Genomic DNA, 23301 nt, shown 5'->3' with positions numbered 1-23301 from the left:
CGGTCATGTCAGCCTCCAATGGACACCGCCACGGCACGCAGCAGGTCGGTGAACGGATCGGGGGTGTAAGTGCCCAGCATCACCAGCACCGCCACAAAGCCGAGCTTGGGCAGCAGGGTGATCCACGACTGCGGCGGCACGGTGACGGTGACCTTGGGTGCACCCCATAGCATGGGGAACACGGTGCGTCCGGTAGCGACAAAAATCACCGTGAGCATCACACACATCAGCGTAAAAGCCAGCAGGTTGCCCGCTTGCACAATGCCCGAGAGGATCAGCATCTCGGCCAGAAAACTGGCAAATGGCGGAAAACCCAGCAGTGCAAAAATGCCCAGGGTGAACAGCAAACCCGCCAGCGGCAGGGTGCGGATGACACCGCTCAAAGGGTCCACCTCATTGGTACCGTAAACAGCGCGCATGCGCCCGGCGGTCAAAAACAGCAGGGACTTCACAAACGCATTACTCACGATGTACAGCACCACCCCGTAGGCCGCAGCCTTGCCCACCGACAGGCCCAGCGCAATCACGCCCGAAGAGCTGACGCAGGCGTAGGCAATCAGCCGTTTGTAATTGGTGCAGGCCATGATCTGGATGGCCGCCACCACCAGTGAGATGTAGCCCATCACCAGCAGTTCCTGCGAGACAAAACCCGCATCAACGCCATGAAAAATTTGCAGAATACGAAACACCGCCACCATGCTGAGGTTGAACTGCACCGAGGCCAACAACGCACTGGTGGATGTGGGTGCGGCCTCATAAGTTTCGGGCAACCACCCATACAGCGGAGCCAGCCCCAGCTTGCCACCCAGGCCAAACAGCATGAATGACAGGCCCAGGCGCTGCCAGGCACTGGATTCCCGCGTGAGCGATTCCCCGAGCTGATCCACCATGAAGCTCACTTCCACACCGCGCAGATGGGCGGACTGGGTCAGGCACATGAAGCCCAAAAAGGTGATGGCCAGTGTCATCACCGAATACAGCATGTAGCGCCACGCGACCGCCCTGGGGTTGGCCACGTCGCCGCGTGCCACCAGCGGTGCGGCGCACAGGGTGCTGATCTCGATCAACGTCCACAGCAGCACCAGGTGATTGGCCATCAGCCCGATGTGGATGACCGCCATGAACAGCAGCATCAAGGCCGCGCGTGAACGGATGTCACGCGTGAGTGCCGGGGTGTTGCGCTCCCGCGAGTACAGGTAGACACAAATACCCAGAAACACGGTGTTGATGACCACCATGAACAGCAGCGAGGTGGCATCCAGCACCAGGTAGCGGTGGGCAAAGTACAGGGGTAATTCGCTCAGCGGGTGGGTCAGGAACACCCCCATGCTGGTTAACCACATTAGCAGCGCGATGCCCACCAGTGCGGGTGATATCCAGTGCGTGCCGTGTACCAGTTCATCCGCCAAGTGGCTGGGAAACGGATACTGGTCGGCCGCCCAAGACGTGGAAGACGTTTCGTTTGCTATTGAATTTGAAGCTGTCATCGCAGGTTATCTCTGGACTTCTGGGGTAAATGTCTTGAAGCGTCGGTGCCACGTATCAACCAGCTCCCCACCGCCACGGTGCCCACATACACCCCGCTGATGGCGATGTGTACCGGCAGTGGCCAGGGCTCGGGCATCAGCGATTCAAACAGTGCCAGCGCGTTTTCCATGTAAAGCACCGCCACCAGCTGAGCCACCGGCTCGCGGTTGGTGGCCAGCAGCAGGAAGGCAATGGTGACGGTGGCGGCGATCACGCCCAGTGTCAGCGCACGCACATCGGCCCGCGCCCCGTCGCCAAACTGGAAGGCCAGAATGATCAGCGTGACCGCCACGCCCCAGGTGAACAGGTTGGAGGGCATCACATCATGCTCGGCAGCTTGGGTTCCGGCCAGAGTACGGCGCAGCAGATGTGGCACGGCCCAGGCACGGATGATCAAAATCTCCAGCCCGGCTTCCAACGCATGAAAGTCGAGTTCCTGGTGTTTGTTGAGCGTGATCCAGCCCAGGGCCAGCGCTTGCAGGCTTAACCAGGTGGGGGTCACGGTCAGTTTGCCAAAAAACACCGGAATCACCGTGGCCAGCAGGCAGGCGATCAATGCCAGGGTCGGGTTGTTGGCAAGGTTCACAAGCCACCTCCTGTCACACCTACCGCAGCCGCAGCCAGCAGCGTCAGCCAACCGGCCAGCCAGACATAGCTGGTCACCCATTGGAGTGGCAGGCGAGCCATCAGCGACTCAAAACAGCCCACCACCACCGCCACACCCAGCATCAGCATTACCGCTACAGCGCTGGCCGCCATTGGCTCGGCCAACGGGTCCAGCGGGTTGAGCAGGGTGGCGATCAACCCGGCGTAGAGTGTCATCTTCAGGCCAGCCGCGTACTGCATGGCCGCCAGTTCCGGGCCGCTGTGGTCGAGGATCATCACCTCATGGATCATGGTTAACTCCAGATGCGTCAGCGGGTCATCCACCGGCACGCGGGCGGCTTCGGTTTGCAGCAAGATCAACAGTGCCCCTGCCAGCGGCCACACAATCAGCAGGTAATAAGTGGTGTGGTGTAGATGCCCCAGCATGTCGGCAAAGCTGCTCATGCCGGTGGCCGCGCCCAGTGTGCCCAGCAGCAAAAACAGCGCGGGTTCGGCAAACGCGCCAAATTTGGCCTCACGCGCTGCGCCCATGCCTTCAAACGGGCTGCCCACGTCCATGGCCGACAGCATGAGCACCAGGCGCGCCAGGCCCAGCGTGTAGGCCACGGCGACAAAATCATGGGCAAACGACAGCGGTGCAAACTGGCCCAGCAGTGGCACAAAGGCCATGGCGATCAGGGCACAGACCAGCACCACGTAAGCCCCCAGGCGAAACAGCGGCGTGGCGGTGTCACTTACCACCTGGCGTTTGCGCAGCAGGCGGCGCAGGTCGTGGTAAGACTGGAGCAGGCCCGGTCCCTTGCGTGCGCCCCACCAGGACTTGGTGCGGTTGATGACACCTACCAGCAAAAACGGCATGACCAGCACCACGGCAATATGTGCCAGCGTCAATAACATCAGGGTGTTCATGGCAGCGCTCCTTCTGCCAGCACCACCAGTGCGGCAATCGCCACCAGGGCCGCCAGCGCCAGGGCGAAGGCAATGCGGGGATCGTCTTCGTGCATGAGTTTTGAAATCAAAGAGGCGGACTCATCACCATGGCCAATCACGTTGTACAAGCGGCGCTCCACCGCATCCACGCAGTCGGTGATCACATAGGCATCTTGCGGAAAATAGCCTTGGGGGGCTTTTTGACGCTTCAGCATCACCATCACCCCCTTGTAGTTGTTTGAGAAATCTCTGGAAAAACTGCTGGCGGTGTACTGCAACCGGGCGCTGCCTGCGGTGTAACCGCAACCCCAGGTCGGGCCAGTCGCCGGAGTCTGGCGGCGCAACAGGCGGAGCACCACATGGCGCATACACCAGGCCAGCAGGATCAACCCAGCCACCGACAGCGACACCAGGCTGACCCGGCCCAGCACCTCTTGCACCTGCTGCATGGCTTCCCCGGTGAGGGCATCGGGCACGCTGCGCAAAAACAACCGTGTCGGCGCAGCCACCAGTGCCAGACCCAGCACCGGCATCAAACCCAGCAGTACCGTGCCTGCGGTGTGGATCAGCAAGGGGGCGAGCATCCAGTCGCTGGGCTCATGGCCTGCGGGCAGCGTGTCGTCACGCGATCGGCCCATAAAAATCACGCCGTAAGCGCGGGTGATGGAGAGGGCCGACACCGCGCCCACAAACGCCAGCAGCGTGGCCACCCCGGCCAGCAGCAGCTTGGCCCAGACACTGATCGTCTCGCCGGTGAACAGCCCGCTGTAGATCAAAAACTCACTGGCAAAACCGTTGAACGGCGGCAGGGCCGAGATGGCAATACCGCCGATCAAAAAGCTCAAAGCCGTCAGCGGCATCAGCTTGGCCAAGCCGCCCAGGCGTTCAATGTCCACCCCGTGTTTGGCCTGGTAGACGCAGCCTGCGGCGTAAAACAACTGGCATTTGAAAAAGGCGTGGTTCAGCACATGCAGCATGCCGCCGGCAAAGCCCAGCGCCACCAGGCCCGGCACGTCCCAGGCCAGGCCCAGCGTGCCAATGCCAAAACCAATGCCAGCAATGCCCACGTTCTCGGTGGACGAGTAACCCAGCAGGCGTTTCAGGTCGCGCTGGCCCACGGTGTACAGCCCGCCAATCACCGCCGAGGTCACCGAGAAGACGATCAGCGCCCAGCCCATCCAGGCATCGGGCTTGCCCTGAATCATCAAAAAGTGCAGCAGCGCAAACAGGCCTGCCTTGTGGATCACGCCCGACATCAGCGCACTCACATTGGCCGGGGCGGCGGCGTGGGCGCGTGGCAACCAGGAGTGAAAGGGGAAAAAAGCCGACTTGAGCCCAAAACTGGTCAGCAGCAGCAAAAACACCGTGTTGCGAATAGTGCCGGGGTGGGTGCTCATCCAGTCGCCAAAGTCATCCAGATACCAGCTTTGTGTCTGGGTGTACAAAATCATGAACGCCGCCACCAGAAAAATCAGGCCAATGTGGGTGGACACCAGGTAATTGAAGCCAGCAAACCGCACCTTCTGGTTGGTGTAGTCCCAAATCACCAGCAGCCAGGCCGAGAGCGCCGCAATCTCCCAGCCCATCAGGAAGGTCACCGCGTGTTCACCGGTGTAGACCATTAGGAATGAGAGCGAAATCATGTTCAGCAGCGCAAAGTGCACACCCACATGGCGCGGGCCGTCGAAATATTTGCGCAGGTAACCCACGGCGTAGACTGCACCCAGCAGCGTCATCGGCAGCGACCAGCTCAAAAAGAAAGCCCCCAGCGCATTGAGCTTGAAGTGCACCGCGCCAATCGGGTAACCCCAGGGCAGCTCCACATAGGCCTCGGTGCCTGTGCTGAGAACAGGCACCACTGTCAGCCAGGTCAACAGGGTGGCGATGCTTTGGGAGACGATGCCAAAACCCGCGCGCCAGCTGTTTTTGACCGGCAGCATGGCCAGCGCAGCGCCCAACAGCAGAATCAAAGCCGCAGCCAGTAACTGGTTCATGCGGCTAACCTGCAGGGGTTAAACGGTAAGGGGGAGAGGGGTAAAAGTGAGTTCATGGGACACCACAACAACAATGAACAAGCCAGCGTCAAAGTTGTGGTGGGGTGGCCCACTGTGGTGCAAGCGCATGTCAAACTGCCGACGCTTGGAAAGCATCAGAGTCTGTCCGTGAGTGGGGGTGTGCGCCAGGCGTTTCATGAAGCGTCAGATTTTACGCTGGCGGGGGGTGTGGGGTGGGTATGGTTTTCCCGAGCCGGGTTGCCGGTGAAAGCTGCTGGTGGTTGGTTGGGTATGGGGGGGCTAGGGGATGCGGTTGGCGTTGTTGTTTGCTTGACTTTGGTTTTCTTGGGTGCTATTGAATGTGTAGTTGGTTGCGCAGGTGTTATCTGGGCTGCGGGCTTAAAACGTTCACAATGGGTGACTGATGTCGGAACATGTGGTTCCAGGCGGGCGACTTGGTTCGCGTTCTCCGTCCCGCCACGCAGGTGACGGGGATTAGGGATCTGTGGATTGGATTGGCAATAGCCGATAAGTTTCGATCCAAAGAAGTTGTTACCTTGACATCGGACTGCCATCAGGCGACAGACTAGTTAATCTTGAATGACTGGCTATTGCCTTTGTGTGAGATAATTTTGTCTTCCACTTTAATTTTTGTTAAATTTATTTAAAATCAATAACTTATGATTGAAATGGGCGAAATTAGTATTACACATGATGATTTCTTCCATTTGGCTCGCCTTGCTATTGCGGGTCAAGAGGATGATGTTCGTTTATTCGTTGCAAAGATGGTGCGCAGACACCGCACAGACACCCCGGACTTTGCTGATCGCTTGGAGCAGCTCCTGAAGAATCAGCGCAATGCGCGCTCAAGCACTCCACTGCGAAGGTCTTCCTTTGATCCTGCACCGCAGCAATCAATGCCTGTCGATGGCGAGACCCGTTTGTCTTTGTTTCGGCGCTATGAGGATCAAGTAGAGCAGTTGGAGCCGTTGTTGAGTGCAAGCTTGCAACAGTCCTTCATGCAACTCATCCGGGAGCGCCAACAAATTCAGCGACTGTCTGAACTTGGCTTGCATCCCACCAGGTCTGCCATCTTTCTGGGACCTCCTGGCGTTGGCAAGACTTTGACAGCGCGCTGGTTGGCTGCGCAGTTGCAGGTGCCATTGCTGGTGCTAGACCTGACGACGGTTATGAGTAGCCTACTTGGTAAGACTGGGGCGAATCTCCGCTCTGCGCTTGAATTTGCCAAGCAGACACCATCGGTCCTTTTACTTGACGAGATAGATGCCATTGCCAAACGTCGGAGCGACGACTCTGATGTGGGAGAGCTTAAAAGACTGGTAGCTGTCATGCTGCAAGAAGTCGATGACTGGCCTGCATCTGGTTTATTGCTTGCAGCAACAAACCATCCAGAGTTGATAGACCCTGCGTTGTGGCGGCGTTTTGATCTGGTTCTGGAGTTCAAGCTGCCCGAAACAAAGCAGATCAAGCAGTCCATCGAGCGCTTCGCTGGCGATGAGTCGCTGTTGATCGGACGATGGCTGGATGTGCTTTCTTATGCGTTCCAAGGAGCGTCCTTTAGCGACATTGAGCGAACGTTGCAGCGTTTCAGACGCACACTGGCGCTTGGCGGACCACGACTTGACGAACTCGTTGAAGACTTTCTGCGCACACGAATGCCGGAACTCAATAAAGAACAACGTAAGGCGTTTGCGGTGTTACTGGCAGAAAAAACGAAACTGTCTCAGCGCTCGATCTCAGAGATTACTGGTCTTGCACGGGACACTATTAGGAAGCAGGGCGCATTGCCCATTCAAGCTGATACATCAGGGGGGAAAAAGTAAATGGCACAAATGAACTTTCTTATCGGGCGTGGTGAGCTATTGACCCAAGACATCATGAGACGAAAAGGTGGAGAACCAAAGAAGCATTCCTATACGCTTTTTGAAGCTCGGCAGGCGTTGGCACCACAGGCATTTGCCACAAGCGAGGCATTTGCCTCACTGCCTAGTGGGGCCTGTCCTCAAGATATGGCCGTAGCAAGACTCACACTGCATCCAGAGTACATTGCCAAGTCTTACTTTCCCACTGGCTTCCTACGAGCTAACGCACTGCGTTCCGTGGGTAGTCGAACGGTCAGTGTGACACCTAGAAAATGGACGAGAAAGGGAGATCCGCGCGAAGTTTCAACAACTGAGATTTTTGTGGCAGGGAATAGGGATAGTTTTCAAGAATTGGGCAACTGGGTACTTAATAGCCCGGAGGGAGAGTCTGCTACTGCTGAGATCGTTCGAATTGAAAAATTTGACAGCTTTACGCCAGAGAGTCGTTTCAGAAGTCTCGGAACCCGATCACAGCGATTTTTTGAAGTTGCCGTTCACCTCCTCGGTAATGAGGACTCTTCTTTCATTCAGGCGGCTTTTCGCAAATTTGCCAACACCTTCGACATCAAGGTGCATGAACGACTGGCATTACAGGCTGGCAGCCTGTGGTTTGTCCCCGTGGAAGGAACACCTGCGTCGATGATGAGTCTTGCTCAGTTTTCTTTTGTTCGCGTGTTGCGACCAATGCCGCAACTTCGCGGCATTCGACCGGTTAGCCGCAACTCCCCTATGTCAGTCAGTTGTCAGCTACCAACCGAGATGCCTCTTTCGAGTGAACCTCGCGTTGCCATCCTCGATGGTGGGCTACCCAAGCATCACGTGCTCTCACCCATGTGGCTCAACTCATACAAAATCAGTGACCCAGCTGCTAAAGACGATGCTGGTGGCCTGGAACATGGTTTGGCGGTCACGTCCGCTTTTTTGTTTGGGCCATTGACACCAGGTGGTGTGGCACAACGGCCCTATGCCTCGGTCAATCACGTTCGCGTGTTGGATGATGAAGTTAAATCCGAAGATCCACTACAGCTGTATAGGACACTTGGCCACATCGAGGAGGTATTAATGTCTCGTCAATACGACTTCATTAACCTTAGCCTTGGCCCAGATCTGCCTATTGAGGACGAAGATGTTCACTCTTGGACATCTGTCATTGATGACCTACTTTGCGACGGTAATACGTTCATGACAGTTGCAGCAGGCAACAACGGTGAGGGTGATAGTGAGCTGAAGTACAACCGTATCCAAGTACCTTCGGACTGTGTCAATGCAGTAGCCGTAGGCAGTGCCAATGACGTGGGCTCTGCATGGAAGAGAGCGAGGTACAGCGCAGTTGGTCCTGGTCGACGACCGGGCGTGGTCAAGCCCGATGTCCTGGCGTTTGGGGGTGATGCGGCAACACGCTACTTTCACGCGCTGCACCCTGGCAAAAGTCCTGTACTTGTTCCGCTCGAAGGCACTAGCTTTGCTGCGCCGCTTTTGCTGCGCAATGCGGTGGGTATTCGCGCTGTATTGGGACAAGACCTTATGCCGCTGACCATCAAGGCATTACTTGTGCACAGTGCCAATCAAAACGGCATCGACAAGAGCGAAGTTGGATGGGGTAAGGTACCGGAAAGCCTCTATGACATCATTACGTCACCTCCAGGCGTGGCTCGTGTCGTCTATCAAGGCGAGCTTAAACCAGGTAAATATCTTCGGGCATCAATTCCCATTCCGAAATCAGGTTTGACCGGGCGCGTCAGACTCAAAGCAACCTTTTGCTATGCATCCCCTGTCGATCCTCAAGAAGCCTCGTGCTATACCAGAGCTGGGCTGGAAATCACTTTTCGACCGAATCTTGCAAAGATCCGCAAGTATAAGACCACCGGAAAACTCAAATCCCAGCCTGATTCGGTATCCTTCTTTGAAACGAGCAGTTACGCAACCGAAGAAGAGCGCCGTGCAGACTGGGGAAAATGGGAGACAACGCTACACGCTGAAAAAGGGTTCCAGGGCGCTACGCTGAACGCGCCCGTATTTGACATTCACTACAACGCACGAGAATCTGGCGCAGCAACAGTTGATGCCGGCAAGATCAAATACGCACTTGTAGTAACGGTGGAGGCGGTCAAACATCAAGACCTCTACAACGAAATATTGCAAAGCTTTGCATCAGTGCTTGTTTCAATACAGCCGAAAGTTACGATTCCAGTCAATGTCTGAAGTTGGTCATTGCAGATCACGTGGCTGGGTTCTCTGGCTCGAATTTGACTTTTTGTTCAGTCATCTCGTTGCCAGCGCCGCTTGAACTGTTCCAAGTGCTGTCGCACGCCCTGAAGTACAGTGTGCGCCATTTCCATGGGAAAGTCGGCTGGCAAGCGTTGCTCAACGGCAGTCAGCGTCGCATCCAAACGCCGCGTCATGCTCAGCATGGCATCCCAGGCACCGTCCACGCCGCTGCGTTTGGCCAGCGCTTCCCAGTGGCGGTACTGGATTTCCGATAACTTGTAGTGCGCCGACTTGCCACGCACGGCCATGGCCAACTTGGTTTTCTTGTACTGCAGGGCGTGTGGGCCAGTACCGATCAGCGGCCATGCGGAGAGTACGTCGTACAAGGGTGTCATCCGGTAGCGGCCACCGGGCAGCACAAACAATGAGAAGTTTTTGGCATGCCCGTCGATGGCCGCCAGAAACCAGAACAGCAGTTGAGCGCACAAGAAGTTTCGCCCGTCTTCGTGAAACGCCTCGCCGCCTTTGAGCACCTCCAGGCAGTCCTCAATGCTGGGGCCGCCTTTTTGTTCGTACTTCTGGTCGCTGGCAACACCTTTGGCCTGGCAAAAGTCTTCCTGGGGCAAGCGGGCAATCCAGCCCTCTGGATGCCAGCTTCTGTCAAAGCGTTGGACTACGAGCGCCCGCCGTGCGCCAAAGTCCTGCATCTGGCACTCTGCCGCGGGCAAACCCAGCTCTCGCACAATTTGGTTGCAAAGCCATTCGTTTTCGACGGACAGCCGCAGATCCAGATTGCGCCCGGTGGTGATGCCGATGGGCGGCTTGAGGATGTGGGTGGTGGGCGTGGCCCCCAAAGGCCGACACCATTGGCCGTTCACTTGAAGCAGCGCCGTTTTTTCCTGCGCACCGGCAATGGACAAGCGCCAGGCCTCTTCATCATCCTGCGCCCCCGCGCCAAGCTCGGAGCCCAAAGCACCCAGATGTTTTTCAATTTGTTCGGGTGTGAGCGCCTCATACCTGAGTTGGTCAAAGCCCTCCGGGGTCACGCCGGGCGGTAGCAACTGCACCGCACCCACGCAATCCCGGCCAACCGCTTGCAGCAGCGAGAACACGTCCGTGCCTTTGGTGCGGAAGCGCTCGCTGATGCGCTTGCGGATGCCATCACTGTCAGGCAGCAGGTTGTCAAAGTAGTTGCGAACCACGTTACCTTCCAGGCGGTTGTCTGCCGTAAAGGGCAGCGACAGGGACAGCGGACGGCTGCGCGCCGATGCTCGCCAGGACGGTGCATAGTCCAGCCGGTGATGACCGGTGCGCCCCACACTCCAGGTACCCACCAGTTCGCCGTTCATCCAGATGGCTAGCGCGCCCATTACCACGCTCCTTGCGGGCCGGTGCTGGAGCTGTTGGGGATGTCGGGTGCTGCTGAGGTGTCGCCAGCCGGGGCCTGCGTATCGCGCAAGACCAGGTCAACACCCAAAACCTTCAGAAGCGCCAGAAGTTGCCCGGCGCTGACCGCCACAGGGTTGCGCTCAATCGCCGCGATGCGGGACTGGGTCACCCCCAGTTTGTGGGCCAGATCAGCCTGGTTGAGCCCGCGCACTTTGCGCAGGGAGCGTAGTTGGGGAGCGAGCTGGTCTGAAATGGCGACGAGATAGTCCATGGCAAAAAATCATCTTTAAGTAATATTGTCAGCATATTACTCAAAAATGATAATGTCAAGAAATCGCTTTAAGATGATAAATCATGGGTGATTTTTTAACGTGGCAGCACTGCGCGAGCAAGTGTCAGACGGATTTCAGCTCACCCATCAGTGAATCCGCATGCCCGGCTTGGCTCCGGCAAACGGCTCCAGCACGTAGATGCCGGGGTCGGTGTTGTCGTCGGCGTGGCTGGCGGCCAGGACCATGCCTTCACTCAGGCCAAACTTCATCTTGCGCGGGGCCAGGTTAGCCACCAGCACGGTGAGTTTGCCCACCAGTTGTTCGGGCTGGTACATGCTGGCAATGCCGCTGAACACATTGCGGGTTTTGGGCTGGCCAGCCTCGTCCAACTCACCCACATCCAGTGTCAGTTGCAGCAGCTTGGTGGAACCGGTCACCGCTTGGCAGGCCAGGATTTTGGCGATGCGCAGGTCGATCTTGGCAAAGTCGTCAATGCCAATGGTCGGCGCAATCGCTTCGCCGCCCGGGGCGGTCGGGTCGACGGGGGTGGCTGGCGCGGCGGCTTTTTTGGATGCTACTTTTTCTGTAGCTGCTTGCGCTTGTTCCACTTGTACTGGAGGCTCAAACAAGGCATCAAGTTGCTTCACATCCACGCGCTGCATCAGGTGCTGGTAGTTACCGATGGTGTGGCCGGTGGGCAGCGGCTCGGTGATGTTGGCAAAGCTCAAGGGGGCGATGTTGAGGAATTTTTCTACCTCAGCGGCCATCGCGGGCAGCACCGGTTTCAGGTAGCAGGTGAGGATGCGGAAGGCCTTGATGCACACGGTGCACACGTCTTGTAAGCGTGCGTCCTGATCCGGTTTTTTGGCCAGGTCCCAGGGTTTGTTGGCATCCACGTAGGCGTTCACGCGGTCGGCCAGCAGCATGGTTTCCTTCAGGGCCTTGGCGTATTCGCGGGCTTCATACAGTTGCGCGATGGGGGTGTGCTCCGTGCGCAACTGGTGCAGCAGGGCGGCCCCGTCTTCGGACACTGCGCCCAGCTTGCCGTCAAAGCGCTTGGTCAGAAAGCCGGCGGCACGGCTGGCAATGTTGACAAACTTGCCAATCAAATCGCTGTTCACGCGGGCCATGAAGTCGTCGGCGTTGAAGTCGATGTCTTCGTTGCGGGCGCTGAGTTTGGCGGCCAGGTAGTAGCGCAGCCACTCGGGGTTCATGCCCAGCTTGAGGTATTTGAGCGGATCCAGGCCGGTGCCACGGCTCTTGCTCATCTTCTCGCCATTGTTCACCGTCAGGAAGCCGTGCACAAACACGTTGTTGGGCGTTTTGCGGCCGCTGAAATGCAGCGTGGCGGGCCAGAACAGGGTGTGGAAGGTGACGATGTCTTTGCCGATGAAATGGTACTGCTCCAGCGCCGGGTTGGCCATATAGGCCTCGTAGTCCACATCACGCTGGCTGCACAGGTTTTTCAGCGAGGCCAGGTAGCCAATCGGCGCGTCCAGCCAGACGTAAAAATACTTGCCCGGTGCGTCGGGGATTTCAATGCCGAAGTAAGGCGCATCACGGCTGATGTCCCAGTCACCCAGGCCTTCGCTGGTGGTGCCGTCCGGGTTGGTGCGCACGCTGAACCATTCCTTGATCTTGTTGGCCACTTCGGGTTGCAGCTTGCCGTCTTGTGTCCAGTGTTCTAGGAAGGCGACGCAGCGCGGGTCAGACAGCTTGAAGAAGAAGTGTTCGGAGTTTTTGAGGATCGGTGTGGCACCGGAGAGTGCTGAGAAGGGCTTGATCAAGTCGGTGGGCGCGTAGACCGCGCCGCAGACCTCGCAGTTGTCGCCGTATTGGTCCTGGGCATGGCACTTGGGGCATTCGCCCTTGATGTAGCGGTCTGGCAGGAACATGTTTTTCTCGGGGTCGAAAAACTGCTCAATGGTGCGGGTTTCGATCAGCGAGCCGTCCTCGTTGTCGCGCAGGCCACGGTAGATGGCCTGGGCCAGTTCGTGGTTCTCAGGCGCGTCGGTACTGTGCCAGTTGTCAAAGCTGATGTGAAAACCGTCCAGGTACTGCTTGCGCCCGGCGGCAATGTTGGCGACGAATTGCTGGGGGGTGATGCCGGCTTTTTCAGCCGCAATCATGATCGGCGCGCCGTGGGTGTCGTCGGCCCCGCAAAAGTCCACCGTGTTGCCCATCATTCTTTGGTAACGCACCCAGATGTCGGCCTGGATGTATTCCATGATGTGGCCGATGTGGAAGTTGCCGTTGGCGTAGGGCAGGGCGGTGGTGACGAAGAGTTGGCGGGTCATGTGAGTCGGCTTTCCTAGAGACAGCCCGCAATTTTAGACGGCCTGCCTTCTAGAATCTTCGGGATGTGAAAAGAAGGGCAGATATGAAGAAGTTGCTGTTGGCGGCATTGTTGAGTTGTGTCGCTTGGGCTCATGCCGGGCCGATAGTTTCATGCCTAGATCTTGAGAAAGACACAGGTTTACAGCCTGGGCAACTGTTCACACAGAACCAAATTGACCAAATTTCAACGACGCTACAGGCTAAAGAAATTGATGTAGTGCTAGGGCTGTTTCATTTTTGTGGAATTGGCGTGCCCAAGAATGTTGAAAAGGGCCTCAATATATGGAAGTCTGCCGCTTTGAATGGCCAGATAAACGCGATTCGTGTACTCGTGGGTTTTTATGCAGGAGCATTCGGGGATGCACCCGATCAAGAGAGGGCGGTTGAATGGCTGACATTTGGTGCAAAGGCTGGAATAGCTGAAGCGCAGGATGTCTTAGGTGCGGCGTATTGGGGGGGTGAACTCGTTGTTAAAAACATGGCGGAAGCAGAACGTTGGCTTTTGAAATCTGCAGCGCAGGGCTATGCCCAAGCGCAGGTCGAGTTGGGGATGCTGTATTCCAGAGAAAGAAAATACCGTGAGGCTCTTCCCTGGCTAAACCTGGGAGCAGCGCAAGGAAATGCGGAGGCTCAGTTTCAGTTGGGGCAGCTTTACTTCAATGGGTTGGGCTTAGAGATAAATCACAGCACAGCGATGAAATGGTGGCGAGCTGCGGCTGAGCAAAAGCATGCAGCAGCACAATGCAGTCTTGGTGTCGGATATGACACGGGGAGCGGGGTTGTTCAAGATCACGTGGAGGCTTTCAAATGGTATCTTCTAGCGGCTGAGCAAGGGTATTCACAGGCCTTGGAAACCGTGGCAAAGGCGTATGAGTTTGGTCTTGCTGTACAGCAAGATAAGGCCATGGCATTCCAATGGTGGAAAAAGCTTGCTGATCAAAAAAAACCAATGGCGCAACTTCGAGTTGGGTGGATGTATGTTGGCGGGGTTGGTGTGGCTCGGGATGAGCAGGAGGGCATCCAGTGGTTCCGGCAAGCATCGGAACAGGACATGGCAGAGGCCTATGTTTCACTGGCCCAATCTTATGAATATGGTCTTGGAACACCTGTCGACCTAGAGGTTGCTCGTTATTTTCGACTCAAGAAATCGGAACAGGTTTTTGACAGTCGGCAAGTTGATTCTTGTGCCTTTATTGGAGACAGTTTATTGAACGAAACGGATTCGATGCAGTTTCGTTTAAAGGGTGAGAAGTTTGAGCCAGAGATTTTGTTGCGTCAGGCAGAACAATATTTGGAAGAAAAAAAACCGAAAGAGGCACTTTGTAAGTACCAGCGAGCAGCAGATACAGGCTTGGCGAAAGGTCTTTCAGCATTGGGCAATGCCTATCTGGCAAAAAGAGGGATTCCTTTTAATCCTGTGCTTGGTATTTACTATTTGCGAGTGGCAGCAGAACAAACAGATATGTCTGCCAAAGTGCATTTGGCTACGCTGTATCAGAAGGGTGAAATTGTCCCTAAAAGTGCGGTCGCGGCATATGCCTTGAACTTTGTGACCGCATGGCGTTCAGATGAGCTCGATAGCTTGTTGGAAAGCTACCACCCGGAAGTGGAGGGTGAGATGAGTCAAGATCAAATTCTCCATGCCAGGAAATTGATCCGCGAAATGTCTATGCCAAGCCATTTCTCGGCGGCACTGGATCGCGCCACGGCGCAATAAATGGATATTGGAATGTTAATGCTGAAAATAATGCACTGGGTTCGCTCCGGCATCCTGGCTGTTGGAGTCTGTTTGTGTGGATGTGTTGTGTATGCTGCCGCACCTCTTGAATACAAAATCGAAAAACCTCCTATCTGGGTGACCTCGGTTGTTCCGGATCTTGCGGCTGCACTACCCGCTGAAAAGCAAAATGGAGGTGTGTCCTATTTGCTGGTGGATCGCCAGGTTTTGGTGAAAGGTGATAGCAAGCTGTCTTATCACCATATGGTTTTCAAAATTCAGAACGAAAGCGGTTTGGAGAACTCGTCCAACATCGAGATTCGTTTCGACCCCTCGTACCAGACGTTGCTGCTGCACACGGTAAGTATTCGCCGGGGGGATCAACTCATTCCCAAGTTGCTTCCTGCTGCCATCAAGGTACTGCAGCGTGAAACGTCTTTGGAGCAATTGGTTTTTAATGGCTCCAAAACTGCCAACTTGTTTTTAGATGATGTGCGCGTGGGCGATGTGGTTGAGTATGCCTATACCCTGCGTGGCAGCAATCCTGTGTTCGGTGGTCGCCACTACAGCCAGTTTGACTTTCAATGGGGAACTCCGGTTCAGCATGTGTATGCCCGTTTGCTCGCAGAACCTGATCGCAAGATAGCCTTCAAACTCGTGAATACCCAGCAAGCTGCAGAAGTTCACACCGTGGCGGGCATGCAAGAGTACGCCTGGGATTTGAAAGATGTTTCGGCCCTGCGATCAAGGGACGATGCACCCGCTTGGTACGACCCGTATCCCAGTGTGCAGTGGAGCGATTTCAGTGATTGGGGAGCGGTTGTCCAGTGGGGAATTCCTCTTTACAAGACACCTTCACGTTTGAGTAGTGAGTTGGCAGCGGAGGTTGATCGCATCAAACTGCAGTTCGCCAGTTCGGAAGATCGCGTGGTAGAAGCCTTGCGCTATGTGCAAAAGACCGTGCGTTACCTGGGGGTGGAAGTTGGGCCAGGTTCGCACGCTCCGACCCCGCCGGATGTCGTCTTGTCCAGGCGTTTTGGTGACTGTAAAGATAAAACGCTGCTCACTCTAACGCTACTCAAAGCGTTGGAAGTCGATGCCAGTGCAGCATTGGTGAACAGTAGAGCGAAAAAGGGCATTTTCGGTTGGCAAGCTTCACCTGGTGCTTTCGATCACGTGATCGTACGCGTCAAACTGGGGGGTGAAAGCTATTGGCTCGATCCCACTTTGCAACCGCAGATGGGGCGGCTTGGTGATATTTCGCAGGCAAACTTTGGATATTCCTTGGTGTTGGAGCCGGGGCAGACTGAGTTGTCGGAAATGAGGCTGGGTCAGGCCATGATGTACACGCGCAAAGTGCTGACAGTATTGGACAGTCGCGGCGGTTGGCTGAAACCGGTGTCACTGACGGTGACCACTTTATTGGAGGGTGTCAGTGCGGAGCGGATGCGCGCAACCTTGGCAAAAGAGTCGCCCGAGGATTTACAAAAAAAATTGGTCAATTACTTTGCCAGGTACTACCCTGGTATTGCGGTGGTGCGCCCGTATGAGATGTCTGACAACAAAGCGAACAATCAGATAACGTTGACTGAGTATTACGAGGTATCAGATTTGTGGAAAAGCACTAAAGATGACCGGATGGAGGCTTATGCCGCCATTCCAGATGTCAATGATTTCTTGCGTGCGCCGCAAAACACCGTGCGTAGCGAACCGATGGGGCTGTTTCATCCTGTCGACGTGCGCCAGACCACCTATGTGCTTTTGCCTGAAAAATGGAAATTCAAGGGTGGGACATCCAAAGTTAATGACCCTGTGTTCGACTTTGAAAGCTCGGCATCGTTTGTGCCTGGTCGCCTCACGATGGTCGATACTTATCGCTCCAAGTCAGATGCCATTGAGGCGAAGAACATGTCAAGTTACCTGGCGAACACCAGGAAGGCACGTGATATGTTGGGCTACACCTTCAGTCAGTCTACAAAGTCGCTTGACTAATGCGACGCAGCATAAAAGTGGGCGCTTGAACTGGGTGTGATTAACGAATAATGGAGGCATCATGCATCGGGTTCCTGCCCACTTGCATGATGAAAGTTATCATGGAATATGGGGTGCCGATCAGGCTGCGCTGGTGCCTAATATGTTTTGCAGTTCACCACTCTCGTACATTTCCATCATGATGTCCGAGCCACCAATGAACTCACCCTTCAGATAGAGCTGGGGGATGGTGGGCCAGTTGCTGTAGTCCTTGATGCCAGCGCGAATGCCGTCGTCTTCCAGCACATTCACCGTCTTGATCGCCTTGGGGTCAACACCACAGGCCTTCAGAATTTGAATGGCACGGCCAGAGAAGCCGCACTGAGGGAAGCTGGCGCTACCTTTCATGAAAAGCAAAATGTCGTTTTGTTTGACCAGATCGTCAATGCGTTGTTGGGTGTCGCTCATGCTCTGAATTCCTGTGAATAAAACAGCGTGCATTATTTCACTTTCATGCCACCAAAGGGGGCGTGACCCTGTCATGCCTAGGGGTGTTGTAAATCGCTATGAATAATGAAGTTGTTGACGCTTACACCGTAAGGCTCATGGCACTATTTGTTCCAATAAACATTGGTTGGAACTTAATAGTGCGGCGGCAAGTCATCACGCAAGTTGCGCGGGGTTACCGGGTTTTCGCTGGTCGTTTGCTGGCGCAGATGTTGTAGTTCATGGGTCAGGCGGTCAATCTGGTCTTGCTGGTGAATGATGATCTGATCAAGCTTGTCCAGCAGGTCATCCATGAAACTGGCCTTGATTTCAAGGTTGGTCAGGCGCTCTTCAATGGGGTCAAGGGTGTTGTGATGACTCATGGCATGGGGTTGGTGATGAATTTTCCGCCGCTGCAGCGTTCAATGCCCGCCAGATCGCAGCGGGACTGTACTTGCACCAAGCCCGCTGAGTTCAGCAGATGGCGTACCGCTTGCGCCTGGTCGTAACCGTGTTCCAGCAGAAGCCAACCACCAGGGGTGAGGTGTTGAGGGGCGTTGATGATGATTTGGCGCAAGTCATCCAGCCCGTCGGCTCCGCTTGTCAGGGCTTGTATGGGCTCATGCTTGAGTGTGGCCAAATGCGGGTCGAGCGCAGCGATGTAGGGGGGGTTGGAGACGATGCAGTCGAAACGTCCTGCGCCATCAGGCAAGCCGTCAAACCAGGTGCCCTGGCTGAACTTGATGCTGAGCTTGAGCCGCTGGGCGTTGGCCTGGGCCACGCTCAGGGCATCGGCGCTGAGGTCAATGGCGTGAACCTGCAGCGCAGGCTGGCTGGCCTTGAGCGCCAGCGCTATCGCGCCGCTGCCGGTGCCCAGATCCAGCACACTTTGAGGGCCGTGCAGCAGCTCCAGCGCCCAGCTGACCAGGGTTTCGGTGTCGGGTCGTGGCACCAGCACGCGGGCATCGACGTTCAAGTCGAGACCAAAAAACTCCTTATGGCCGGTCAGGTAAGCCAGCGGCTCATGGTAGATGCGACGCTGTGCCAGCACCTGCAGAGTGTCAAGCTGTGCCGGGCTCAGCAGATCGGTGTCATGCGCCAGCAACCAGCCACGCTGGTGCTCTGGCTGGCCCAGCACGTGTAACAGCAACAGTTGGGCATCCAGCCGCTCCAGCCCCTGCGTTTGGAGCCAGGTCAGGGTGTGGGCGATGGTGGTGGTGTGGGACATGAATTTACTATCTAAATAGTAGCTTCTAGCGCTTTATATATAAGCGCTAGAGGCCAATTTCACATATAAATTAGGCATTCAATTCCAGGGCGGCCAGTTGTGTGGCGGCTTCATGCGCTTGCAGGGCGTTGACCACATCGTCCAGATCCCCTTCCATGATGCTCAGCAGCTTGTACAGCGTGAGGTTGATGCGGTGGTCGGTGAGCCGCCCCTGCGGAAAGTTGTAGGTGCGGATGCGGTCGCTGCGGTCGCCACTGCCGACCAGGCTTTTGCGCTCGGCGGCATCTTTGGCTGCGCGCTCGCTGCGGTCTTTTTCCTGGATGCGGGCGGTCAGCACGCGCAGCGCTTGCGCTTTGTTACTGTGCTGGCTGCGCCCGTCCTGGCATTCGGCGACGATGCCGGTGGGCAAGTGGGTGATGCGCACGGCCGAGTCGGTCTTGTTGATGTGCTGGCCGCCAGCCCCGCTGGCACGGTAGGTGTCAATACGCAGATCCGACGGGTTGATCTTGATGGCTTCGGCCTCGTCGGGCTCGGCCAGCACGGCAATGGTGCAGGCGCTGGTGTGGATACGACCCTGGGTTTCGGTCACCGGCACACGCTGTACCCGGTGGCCGCCGGACTCGAATTTGAGGGCGCCGTAGACGTTGTCTCCCTCAATGCGGATCACGATTTCCTTGTAGCCACCGAGTTCGCTGGCGGATTCACTCATCACCTCATGTTTCCAGCCGCGCCGGTCAGCGTAACGCAGGTACATGCGAGCCAGGTCAGCGGCGAACAGGGCGGACTCGTCACCGCCGGTGCCGGCGCGGATTTCGACAAATGCCGGACGCGCATCGTCGGGGTCTTTGGGCAGCAGCATGCGCTGCAACTCGGTTTCCAGCTGGGTCAGTTCGGCGCTGGCGCTGTCGATTTCTTCTTGCGCCATGGCGCTCATGTCGGCATCGTCAGCGGCATCTTTGAGCATGTCTTGCGCAGTGGCCAGATCGGCCTCGCGCTGTTGGTAACGCAACCAGCGCCCGGCCACGGCGGCCACGTCGGTGTGCTCGCGCGAGAGTTTCAAAAACTGCTCCATGTCGCCCATGATGTCCTGGCGCGACAGCAAAAATTCAAGTTCCCCCAGGCGGTCGGCGTAGCGGGCGAGTTGTTGGCGAAGAAAGGGTTTCATGGCAGGGCGAGTAAACAAAGATGATCAGGTGGCGGTGTTGCCAATACGGCTTGCAAACTTGGGTGGCCGCCCTGGAGCGAGTCTGGCGGCCGTCTGCGGCTTCTGGATATGCCGCTCACGGCGTGGCAGGCCATGAGGCGACTGCGCGTGGCGCAGCTAACGTTCTTTGCGCAAGAAGAAGTGTTGCACCGCACTGGTGGCGCGTTCGCGGGCGGCGGTGTCTCCACCACGCAGCTCGGCCATGGCTCCGTGCAGCATTTTTTGCGTCAGACCTTTGGAGAGGGCTTCCAGCACGGTGTCGATGGATTCGCCTTTGGCCAGCAGCTTGCGGGCGCGGGCCATTTCCATGGTGCGCCATTCGTCGGCCTGGGCATTAAGTTGCTGGATCAGCGGCACGGTGTTGCGTTGCTCAATCCAGTGCAAAAAGCTTTGTACACCCGCATCCACAATGGCCTCGGCCTGGGCCACGGCGGCTTGCCGGTTGGCTTGGGCGGTTTGCACCACACCGGCCAGGTCATCCACGGTGTAGAGGTAGATGTCTTCCAGCGCTTTGACTTCGGGTTCAATGTCGCGCGGCACGGCCAGATCGACCATGAACATTGGGCGGCGGCGGCGTTTTTTCAGGGCACGTTCGACCGCGCCGAGTCCGATCAGTGGCAGCGTGCTGGCGGTGCAACTGATGACGGCATCAAACTCGTGTAAACGTTCGGGCATTTCGGCCAGGTGCATCACCTCGGCACCAAACTTGGATGCCAGTTCTTCACCGCGCGCGAGCGTTCGGTTGGCGATCACGATACTTTTGGGGCTTTTGGCGGCAAAGTGGGTGGCGCACAGGTCGATCATTTCGCCTGCACCCACAAACAGAATCTTGACTTCGCTCAAGTCTTCAAACAGCTGGCCCGCCAAACGGACTGCGGCGGCGGCCATGCTGATGGAATGGGCACCAATTTCGGTGGAGCTGCGCACCTCTTTGGCAACGGCAAACGAGCGCTGGAACAACTGGCTGAGTGTGGTGCCCAAGGCTCCGGCAGATTCGGCGGCACGCACCGCGTCTTTGATCTGACCCAGAATTTGCGGCTCGCCCAGCACCATCGAGTCCAGCCCGCTGGCCACGCGAAAGGCGTGGCGGGCGGCCAAGCCGTCATTCAAGGTGTAGGAGTGGGCGCGCAGCAGCTCGGGCGGAACACCGCCACTTTCTGCCAGCCAGTGCAAGGTGTGTTCCAGTTGCGCTTGTTCACCTGCACAATAAATTTCAGTGCGGTTGCAGGTGGAGATGAGGGCAGCTTCGGGTTCACGGTTCAAGGCACTGCGCAGGGCGTGTAATGTGGGGCCCACTTGGTCGATGGCGAACGCAAACCGACCGCGCAGATCGAGCGGTGCCGTCGTGTGATTGATGCCTAATGCCCAGACTGCCATGATGGAATTATAAAATCACTGCTTATGTGCTTTGACTTGCATCATTTTTTCTTTTTTTGTTTGGGCGATTGATGGGACTGCTGGCCTTGTTCAACCATCTCATTAATTTTTTGGCCCCTGTGCTATGGCTGGCACTGCTGCTACCATTGTTGAGCTTATTTTTATTTAAAAAGAAGCCTGTAGCCCTTACGTACAAAGCGCAAGTAGCTCTTCATTTTGTAGTGCTATTGGTTGCATTGCTGGTGGGGTTGGTACTTTTTGGGCGGGACGGCAAGATGCTGACTTACCTAGCGCTGGTGCTCTTGAGCGCCAGCAGCCAATGGGTCATGGTCAAAGGTTGGAAGGGCTGAACAAGTCCACGCGGTCGGTGATGAGGCCGTCCAGGCCCAGTTCCAGCAGCCGTTTGACCTCGCTGGCTTCATTGACGGTGTAGCTCAGGCAGCGCAGCCCGGCACTTTGGGCTTGGGTGGTGCTGGAGGTATCCCACAGCACCTGGTCGCAGACCACGGCGACACAGCCCAGCCGCAAAGCGGTTTCCAGCCAACCGGTCCATAACTCTTCCAATAACAAGCCACGTGGTAATTCAGGTTGTGATTTCTGCGCACCTTCCAGTGATGCCACGTCAAACGAGGTCAGTAGGGGGGGCACGGTGGTTCCATGCCATAGACGAGCCGCGTGGCGCGCCACCACTTCACCGGTATGGTATTCATCCCCTGGGGTGGCCTTGATTTCAATATTCAAGCCGTAAGCATTGTTCAGGCAATAACGTGCAATGGCTTCAAACGTCGGCAGGGTCTCACCCGCATAGCTGCGCGAATGCCAACTGCCTGCATCCAGCAGTGACAAGGTGCTCCAGGGGTGATCACTCCCCACGGTACTCAGTCCATGGCCCAGTGCGTCAGCTGCGTTGGTGGTGCGTTCCAGGGTGGCATCGTGCATCAGGAACGGAATGCCATCGGAACTGAGTTTGACATCACATTCAAACATGCGGTAGCCATAACGGGCCCCAACACGAAAAGCGGCCAAGGTGTTTTCCGGAGCGAGTTTGCCCGCGCCGCGGTGGGCGATCCAGCGGGGGTAGGGCCAATGGGTGTGTGTGACAGGTTTCATGGGGTGGCCTCTCTTCTTTTGCCAGTACTGGTCTCAAAGTGGTGGATTTTGTCTGCTCGGGGCGTGGCGTGAATGGTGCTGCCCAAGGTGGGCACATGGTGCGATTCCTCGGTGCGGATGATCACCAGTTCGTCGCCCGCGCCATGGGCCCAGCGGCCGTAAACCAGGCGCTCGGCTCCCAGCATTTCTACGGCTTCAACCTGCAAGGCCCAGCCACTGGTGGTGATGTCCAAGTGTTCCGGGCGCACGCCGACGATGGTGTTGGGCGGGGCATCGGGGGCGTTTTTCAGCAGGTTCATCGGGGGTGACCCCATGAAGCTGGCGACAAAGGTGCTGGCCGGGCGGGTATAGACCTCTTCGGGTGTGCCAAACTGCTCCATGACCCCGGCGTTCATGACGATCATGCGCTGGGCCAGGGTCATGGCTTCGACCTGGTCGTGGGTGACAAACAGGCTGGTGATGCCGAGTTCACGGTGTAATTTCTGGATTTCCAGCCGGGTCTGGGCACGTAACTTGGCATCCAGGTTGGAGAGTGGTTCGTCAAACAAGAACACCTGCGGCTGGCGCACGATGGCGCGGCCCATGGCGACACGCTGGCGCTGGCCGCCCGAGAGTTCGCGTGGTTTGCGTTGCAAAAACGGGCCAATTTCGAGAATCTTGGCGGCCTTGTCGACCCGGGTCTTGATCTCGTCCAGGGGCACTTTGGCGATTTTCAGGCCATAGGCCATGTTGTCGAACACACTCATGTGCGGGTAGAGCGCGTAGTTCTGGAACACCATGGCGATGTCCCGCTCGGAAGGCTCCAGATCATTGACCACGCGCGAGCCAATTGAAATGTCGCCTGCACTGATTTCTTCCAGCCCGGCGACCATACGCAAGAGGGTGGATTTGCCGCAGCCGGAGGGCCCGACGATGACGATGAATTCGCCATCAGCAATCTCGGCATTCACGCCGTGGATGACCTGGTTGGCGGTTTTGCCCGAGCCGTAGCGTTTGATGACGTTTTTGAGTGTGATGGAAGCCATAGTTCTTTTTAATCAGTTAGGGACAGAGCTTCGCTTC

General features: G+C 56.6%; 19 protein-coding genes. 5 read left to right on the top strand and 14 right to left on the bottom strand.

Annotated features, from left to right (window positions below):
• Positions 1-8 precede the first annotated feature (8 nt).
• The 4 genes from LDN84_RS16295 to LDN84_RS16280 all read right to left on the bottom strand — a co-directional run bounded on the left by LDN84_RS16295 (position 9) and on the right by LDN84_RS16280 (position 5057).
• Positions 9-1409, bottom strand: a complete 1401-nt coding sequence (locus tag LDN84_RS16295) for a complex I subunit 5 family protein (RefSeq protein ID WP_223904487.1) — start codon at positions 1407-1409, stop codon at positions 9-11.
• 74 nt (positions 1410-1483) lie between these two features.
• Positions 1484-2113, bottom strand: a complete 630-nt coding sequence (locus LDN84_RS16290; RefSeq protein ID WP_223904486.1) for a hypothetical protein — start codon at positions 2111-2113, stop codon at positions 1484-1486.
• A complete protein-coding gene (locus LDN84_RS16285; protein WP_223904485.1) occupies positions 2110-3042 on the bottom strand; it encodes a respiratory chain complex I subunit 1 family protein in 933 nt (310 codons plus the stop codon). Before LDN84_RS16285 ends, LDN84_RS16290 begins: the two co-directional genes overlap by 4 nt.
• A complete protein-coding gene (locus tag LDN84_RS16280) occupies positions 3039-5057 on the bottom strand; it encodes a proton-conducting transporter transmembrane domain-containing protein (RefSeq protein ID WP_223904484.1) in 2019 nt (672 codons plus the stop codon). The genes LDN84_RS16285 and LDN84_RS16280 overlap by 4 nt, the downstream gene beginning before the upstream one ends.
• Before the next feature lie 680 nt (positions 5058-5737).
• On the opposite strand from LDN84_RS16280, the gene LDN84_RS16275 reads away from it, so the two are divergent.
• Positions 5738-6901 (top strand): AAA family ATPase, encoded by a 1164-nt coding sequence (locus LDN84_RS16275; RefSeq protein ID WP_223904483.1) that lies wholly within the window; start codon positions 5738-5740, stop codon positions 6899-6901.
• Positions 6902-9142: a S8 family peptidase gene (locus LDN84_RS16270; RefSeq protein WP_223904482.1), complete on the top strand. Its 2241-nt coding sequence runs from the start codon at positions 6902-6904 to the stop codon at positions 9140-9142.
• Between the two features lie 56 nt (positions 9143-9198).
• On the opposite strand, the gene LDN84_RS16265 is transcribed toward LDN84_RS16270, so the two are convergent.
• The 3 genes from LDN84_RS16265 to metG all read right to left on the bottom strand — a co-directional run bounded on the left by LDN84_RS16265 (position 9199) and on the right by metG (position 13106).
• The gene (locus LDN84_RS16265) at positions 9199-10518 is read right to left on the bottom strand and encodes a type II toxin-antitoxin system HipA family toxin (RefSeq protein WP_223904481.1); all 1320 of its coding nucleotides are present in this window, start codon (positions 10516-10518) and stop codon (positions 9199-9201) included.
• Positions 10518-10808, bottom strand: coding sequence for a type II toxin-antitoxin system RelB family anti-toxin (relB, locus tag LDN84_RS16260; protein WP_223904480.1), 291 nt, complete (start codon positions 10806-10808; stop codon positions 10518-10520). Before relB ends, LDN84_RS16265 begins: the two co-directional genes overlap by 1 nt.
• A gap of 147 nt (positions 10809-10955) precedes the next feature.
• Complete coding sequence (gene metG / locus LDN84_RS16255) at positions 10956-13106, bottom strand: methionine--tRNA ligase (protein ID WP_223904479.1); 2151 nt, start codon at positions 13104-13106, stop codon at positions 10956-10958.
• An 83-nt stretch (positions 13107-13189) separates the two neighbouring features.
• Here metG and LDN84_RS16250 point away from each other — a divergent pair, with 83 nt between their 5' ends.
• Complete coding sequence (locus tag LDN84_RS16250; RefSeq protein WP_223904478.1) at positions 13190-14863, top strand: tetratricopeptide repeat protein; 1674 nt, start codon at positions 13190-13192, stop codon at positions 14861-14863.
• Positions 14864-16855, top strand: a complete 1992-nt coding sequence (locus LDN84_RS16245; RefSeq protein ID WP_223904477.1) for a DUF3857 domain-containing protein — start codon at positions 14864-14866, stop codon at positions 16853-16855. It begins immediately after the preceding gene.
• Positions 16856-16975: 120 nt separating this feature from the next.
• Here the strand turns inward: LDN84_RS16245 and grxD are convergent, their stop codons facing one another.
• The 5 genes from grxD to hemA all read right to left on the bottom strand — a co-directional run bounded on the left by grxD (position 16976) and on the right by hemA (position 21129).
• Positions 16976-17302, bottom strand: a complete 327-nt coding sequence (gene grxD, locus LDN84_RS16240; protein ID WP_223904476.1) for a Grx4 family monothiol glutaredoxin — start codon at positions 17300-17302, stop codon at positions 16976-16978.
• 173 nt (positions 17303-17475) lie between these two features.
• Positions 17476-17703 carry a SlyX family protein gene (locus tag LDN84_RS16235; protein ID WP_223904475.1) on the bottom strand — a complete coding sequence of 76 codons (228 nt, stop codon included), beginning with the start codon at positions 17701-17703 and terminating at the stop codon, positions 17476-17478.
• Entirely contained in the window at positions 17700-18548 is an 849-nt protein-coding gene (gene prmC, locus LDN84_RS16230; RefSeq protein WP_223904474.1) for a peptide chain release factor N(5)-glutamine methyltransferase, read from the bottom strand. Before prmC ends, LDN84_RS16235 begins: the two co-directional genes overlap by 4 nt.
• Before the next feature lie 70 nt (positions 18549-18618).
• Positions 18619-19713, bottom strand: a complete 1095-nt coding sequence (prfA, locus tag LDN84_RS16225; protein WP_223904473.1) for a peptide chain release factor 1 — start codon at positions 19711-19713, stop codon at positions 18619-18621.
• 156 nt (positions 19714-19869) lie between these two features.
• A complete protein-coding gene (gene hemA, locus LDN84_RS16220; protein ID WP_223904472.1) occupies positions 19870-21129 on the bottom strand; it encodes a glutamyl-tRNA reductase in 1260 nt (419 codons plus the stop codon).
• A gap of 71 nt (positions 21130-21200) precedes the next feature.
• Here hemA and LDN84_RS16215 point away from each other — a divergent pair, with 71 nt between their 5' ends.
• Complete coding sequence (locus LDN84_RS16215; protein ID WP_223904471.1) at positions 21201-21479, top strand: hypothetical protein; 279 nt, start codon at positions 21201-21203, stop codon at positions 21477-21479.
• Here the strand turns inward: LDN84_RS16215 and ugpQ are convergent.
• Both ugpQ and LDN84_RS16205 read right to left on the bottom strand, forming a co-directional pair.
• Positions 21460-22239 (bottom strand): glycerophosphodiester phosphodiesterase, encoded by a 780-nt coding sequence (gene ugpQ, locus LDN84_RS16210; RefSeq protein ID WP_223904470.1) that lies wholly within the window; start codon positions 22237-22239, stop codon positions 21460-21462. The genes LDN84_RS16215 and ugpQ overlap by 20 nt on opposite strands.
• Positions 22236-23264, bottom strand: coding sequence for a sn-glycerol-3-phosphate import ATP-binding protein UgpC (locus LDN84_RS16205; RefSeq protein ID WP_223904469.1), 1029 nt, complete (start codon positions 23262-23264; stop codon positions 22236-22238). Before LDN84_RS16205 ends, ugpQ begins: the two co-directional genes overlap by 4 nt.
• Positions 23265-23301: the final 37 nt, after the last annotated feature.

It is taken from the genome of Rhodoferax lithotrophicus (assembly GCF_019973615.1).
GTDB lineage: Bacteria > Pseudomonadota > Gammaproteobacteria > Burkholderiales > Burkholderiaceae_C > Rhodoferax > Rhodoferax lithotrophicus.
Note: the sequence above shows the minus strand (reverse complement) of the source record. Positions and strands in the feature narration are given on the sequence as shown.

Bases quoted from the DNA above. Each gene is read 5' to 3' on its own strand.
- LDN84_RS16285 (WP_223904485.1), bottom strand. From the start codon at position 3,042: ATGAACACCCTGATGTTATTGACGCTGGCACATATTGCCGTGGTGCTG.
- LDN84_RS16280 (WP_223904484.1), bottom strand. From the start codon at position 5,057: ATGAACCAGTTACTGGCTGCGGCTTTGATTCTGCTGTTGGGCGCTGCG.
- LDN84_RS16275 (WP_223904483.1), top strand. From the start codon at position 5,738: ATGATTGAAATGGGCGAAATTAGTATTACACATGATGATTTCTTCCAT.
- LDN84_RS16270 (WP_223904482.1), top strand. From the start codon at position 6,902: ATGGCACAAATGAACTTTCTTATCGGGCGTGGTGAGCTATTGACCCAA.
- LDN84_RS16265 (WP_223904481.1), bottom strand. From the start codon at position 10,518: ATGGGCGCGCTAGCCATCTGGATGAACGGCGAACTGGTGGGTACCTGG.
- relB (WP_223904480.1), bottom strand. From the start codon at position 10,808: ATGGACTATCTCGTCGCCATTTCAGACCAGCTCGCTCCCCAACTACGC.
- metG (WP_223904479.1), bottom strand. From the start codon at position 13,106: ATGACCCGCCAACTCTTCGTCACCACCGCCCTGCCCTACGCCAACGGC.
- LDN84_RS16250 (WP_223904478.1), top strand. From the start codon at position 13,190: ATGAAGAAGTTGCTGTTGGCGGCATTGTTGAGTTGTGTCGCTTGGGCT.
- LDN84_RS16245 (WP_223904477.1), top strand. From the start codon at position 14,864: ATGGATATTGGAATGTTAATGCTGAAAATAATGCACTGGGTTCGCTCC.
- grxD (WP_223904476.1), bottom strand. From the start codon at position 17,302: ATGAGCGACACCCAACAACGCATTGACGATCTGGTCAAACAAAACGAC.
- LDN84_RS16235 (WP_223904475.1), bottom strand. From the start codon at position 17,703: ATGAGTCATCACAACACCCTTGACCCCATTGAAGAGCGCCTGACCAAC.
- prmC (WP_223904474.1), bottom strand. From the start codon at position 18,548: ATGTCCCACACCACCACCATCGCCCACACCCTGACCTGGCTCCAAACG.
- prfA (WP_223904473.1), bottom strand. From the start codon at position 19,713: ATGAAACCCTTTCTTCGCCAACAACTCGCCCGCTACGCCGACCGCCTG.
- hemA (WP_223904472.1), bottom strand. From the start codon at position 21,129: ATGGCAGTCTGGGCATTAGGCATCAATCACACGACGGCACCGCTCGAT.
- LDN84_RS16215 (WP_223904471.1), top strand. From the start codon at position 21,201: ATGGGACTGCTGGCCTTGTTCAACCATCTCATTAATTTTTTGGCCCCT.
- ugpQ (WP_223904470.1), bottom strand. From the start codon at position 22,239: ATGAAACCTGTCACACACACCCATTGGCCCTACCCCCGCTGGATCGCC.
- LDN84_RS16205 (WP_223904469.1), bottom strand. From the start codon at position 23,264: ATGGCTTCCATCACACTCAAAAACGTCATCAAACGCTACGGCTCGGGC.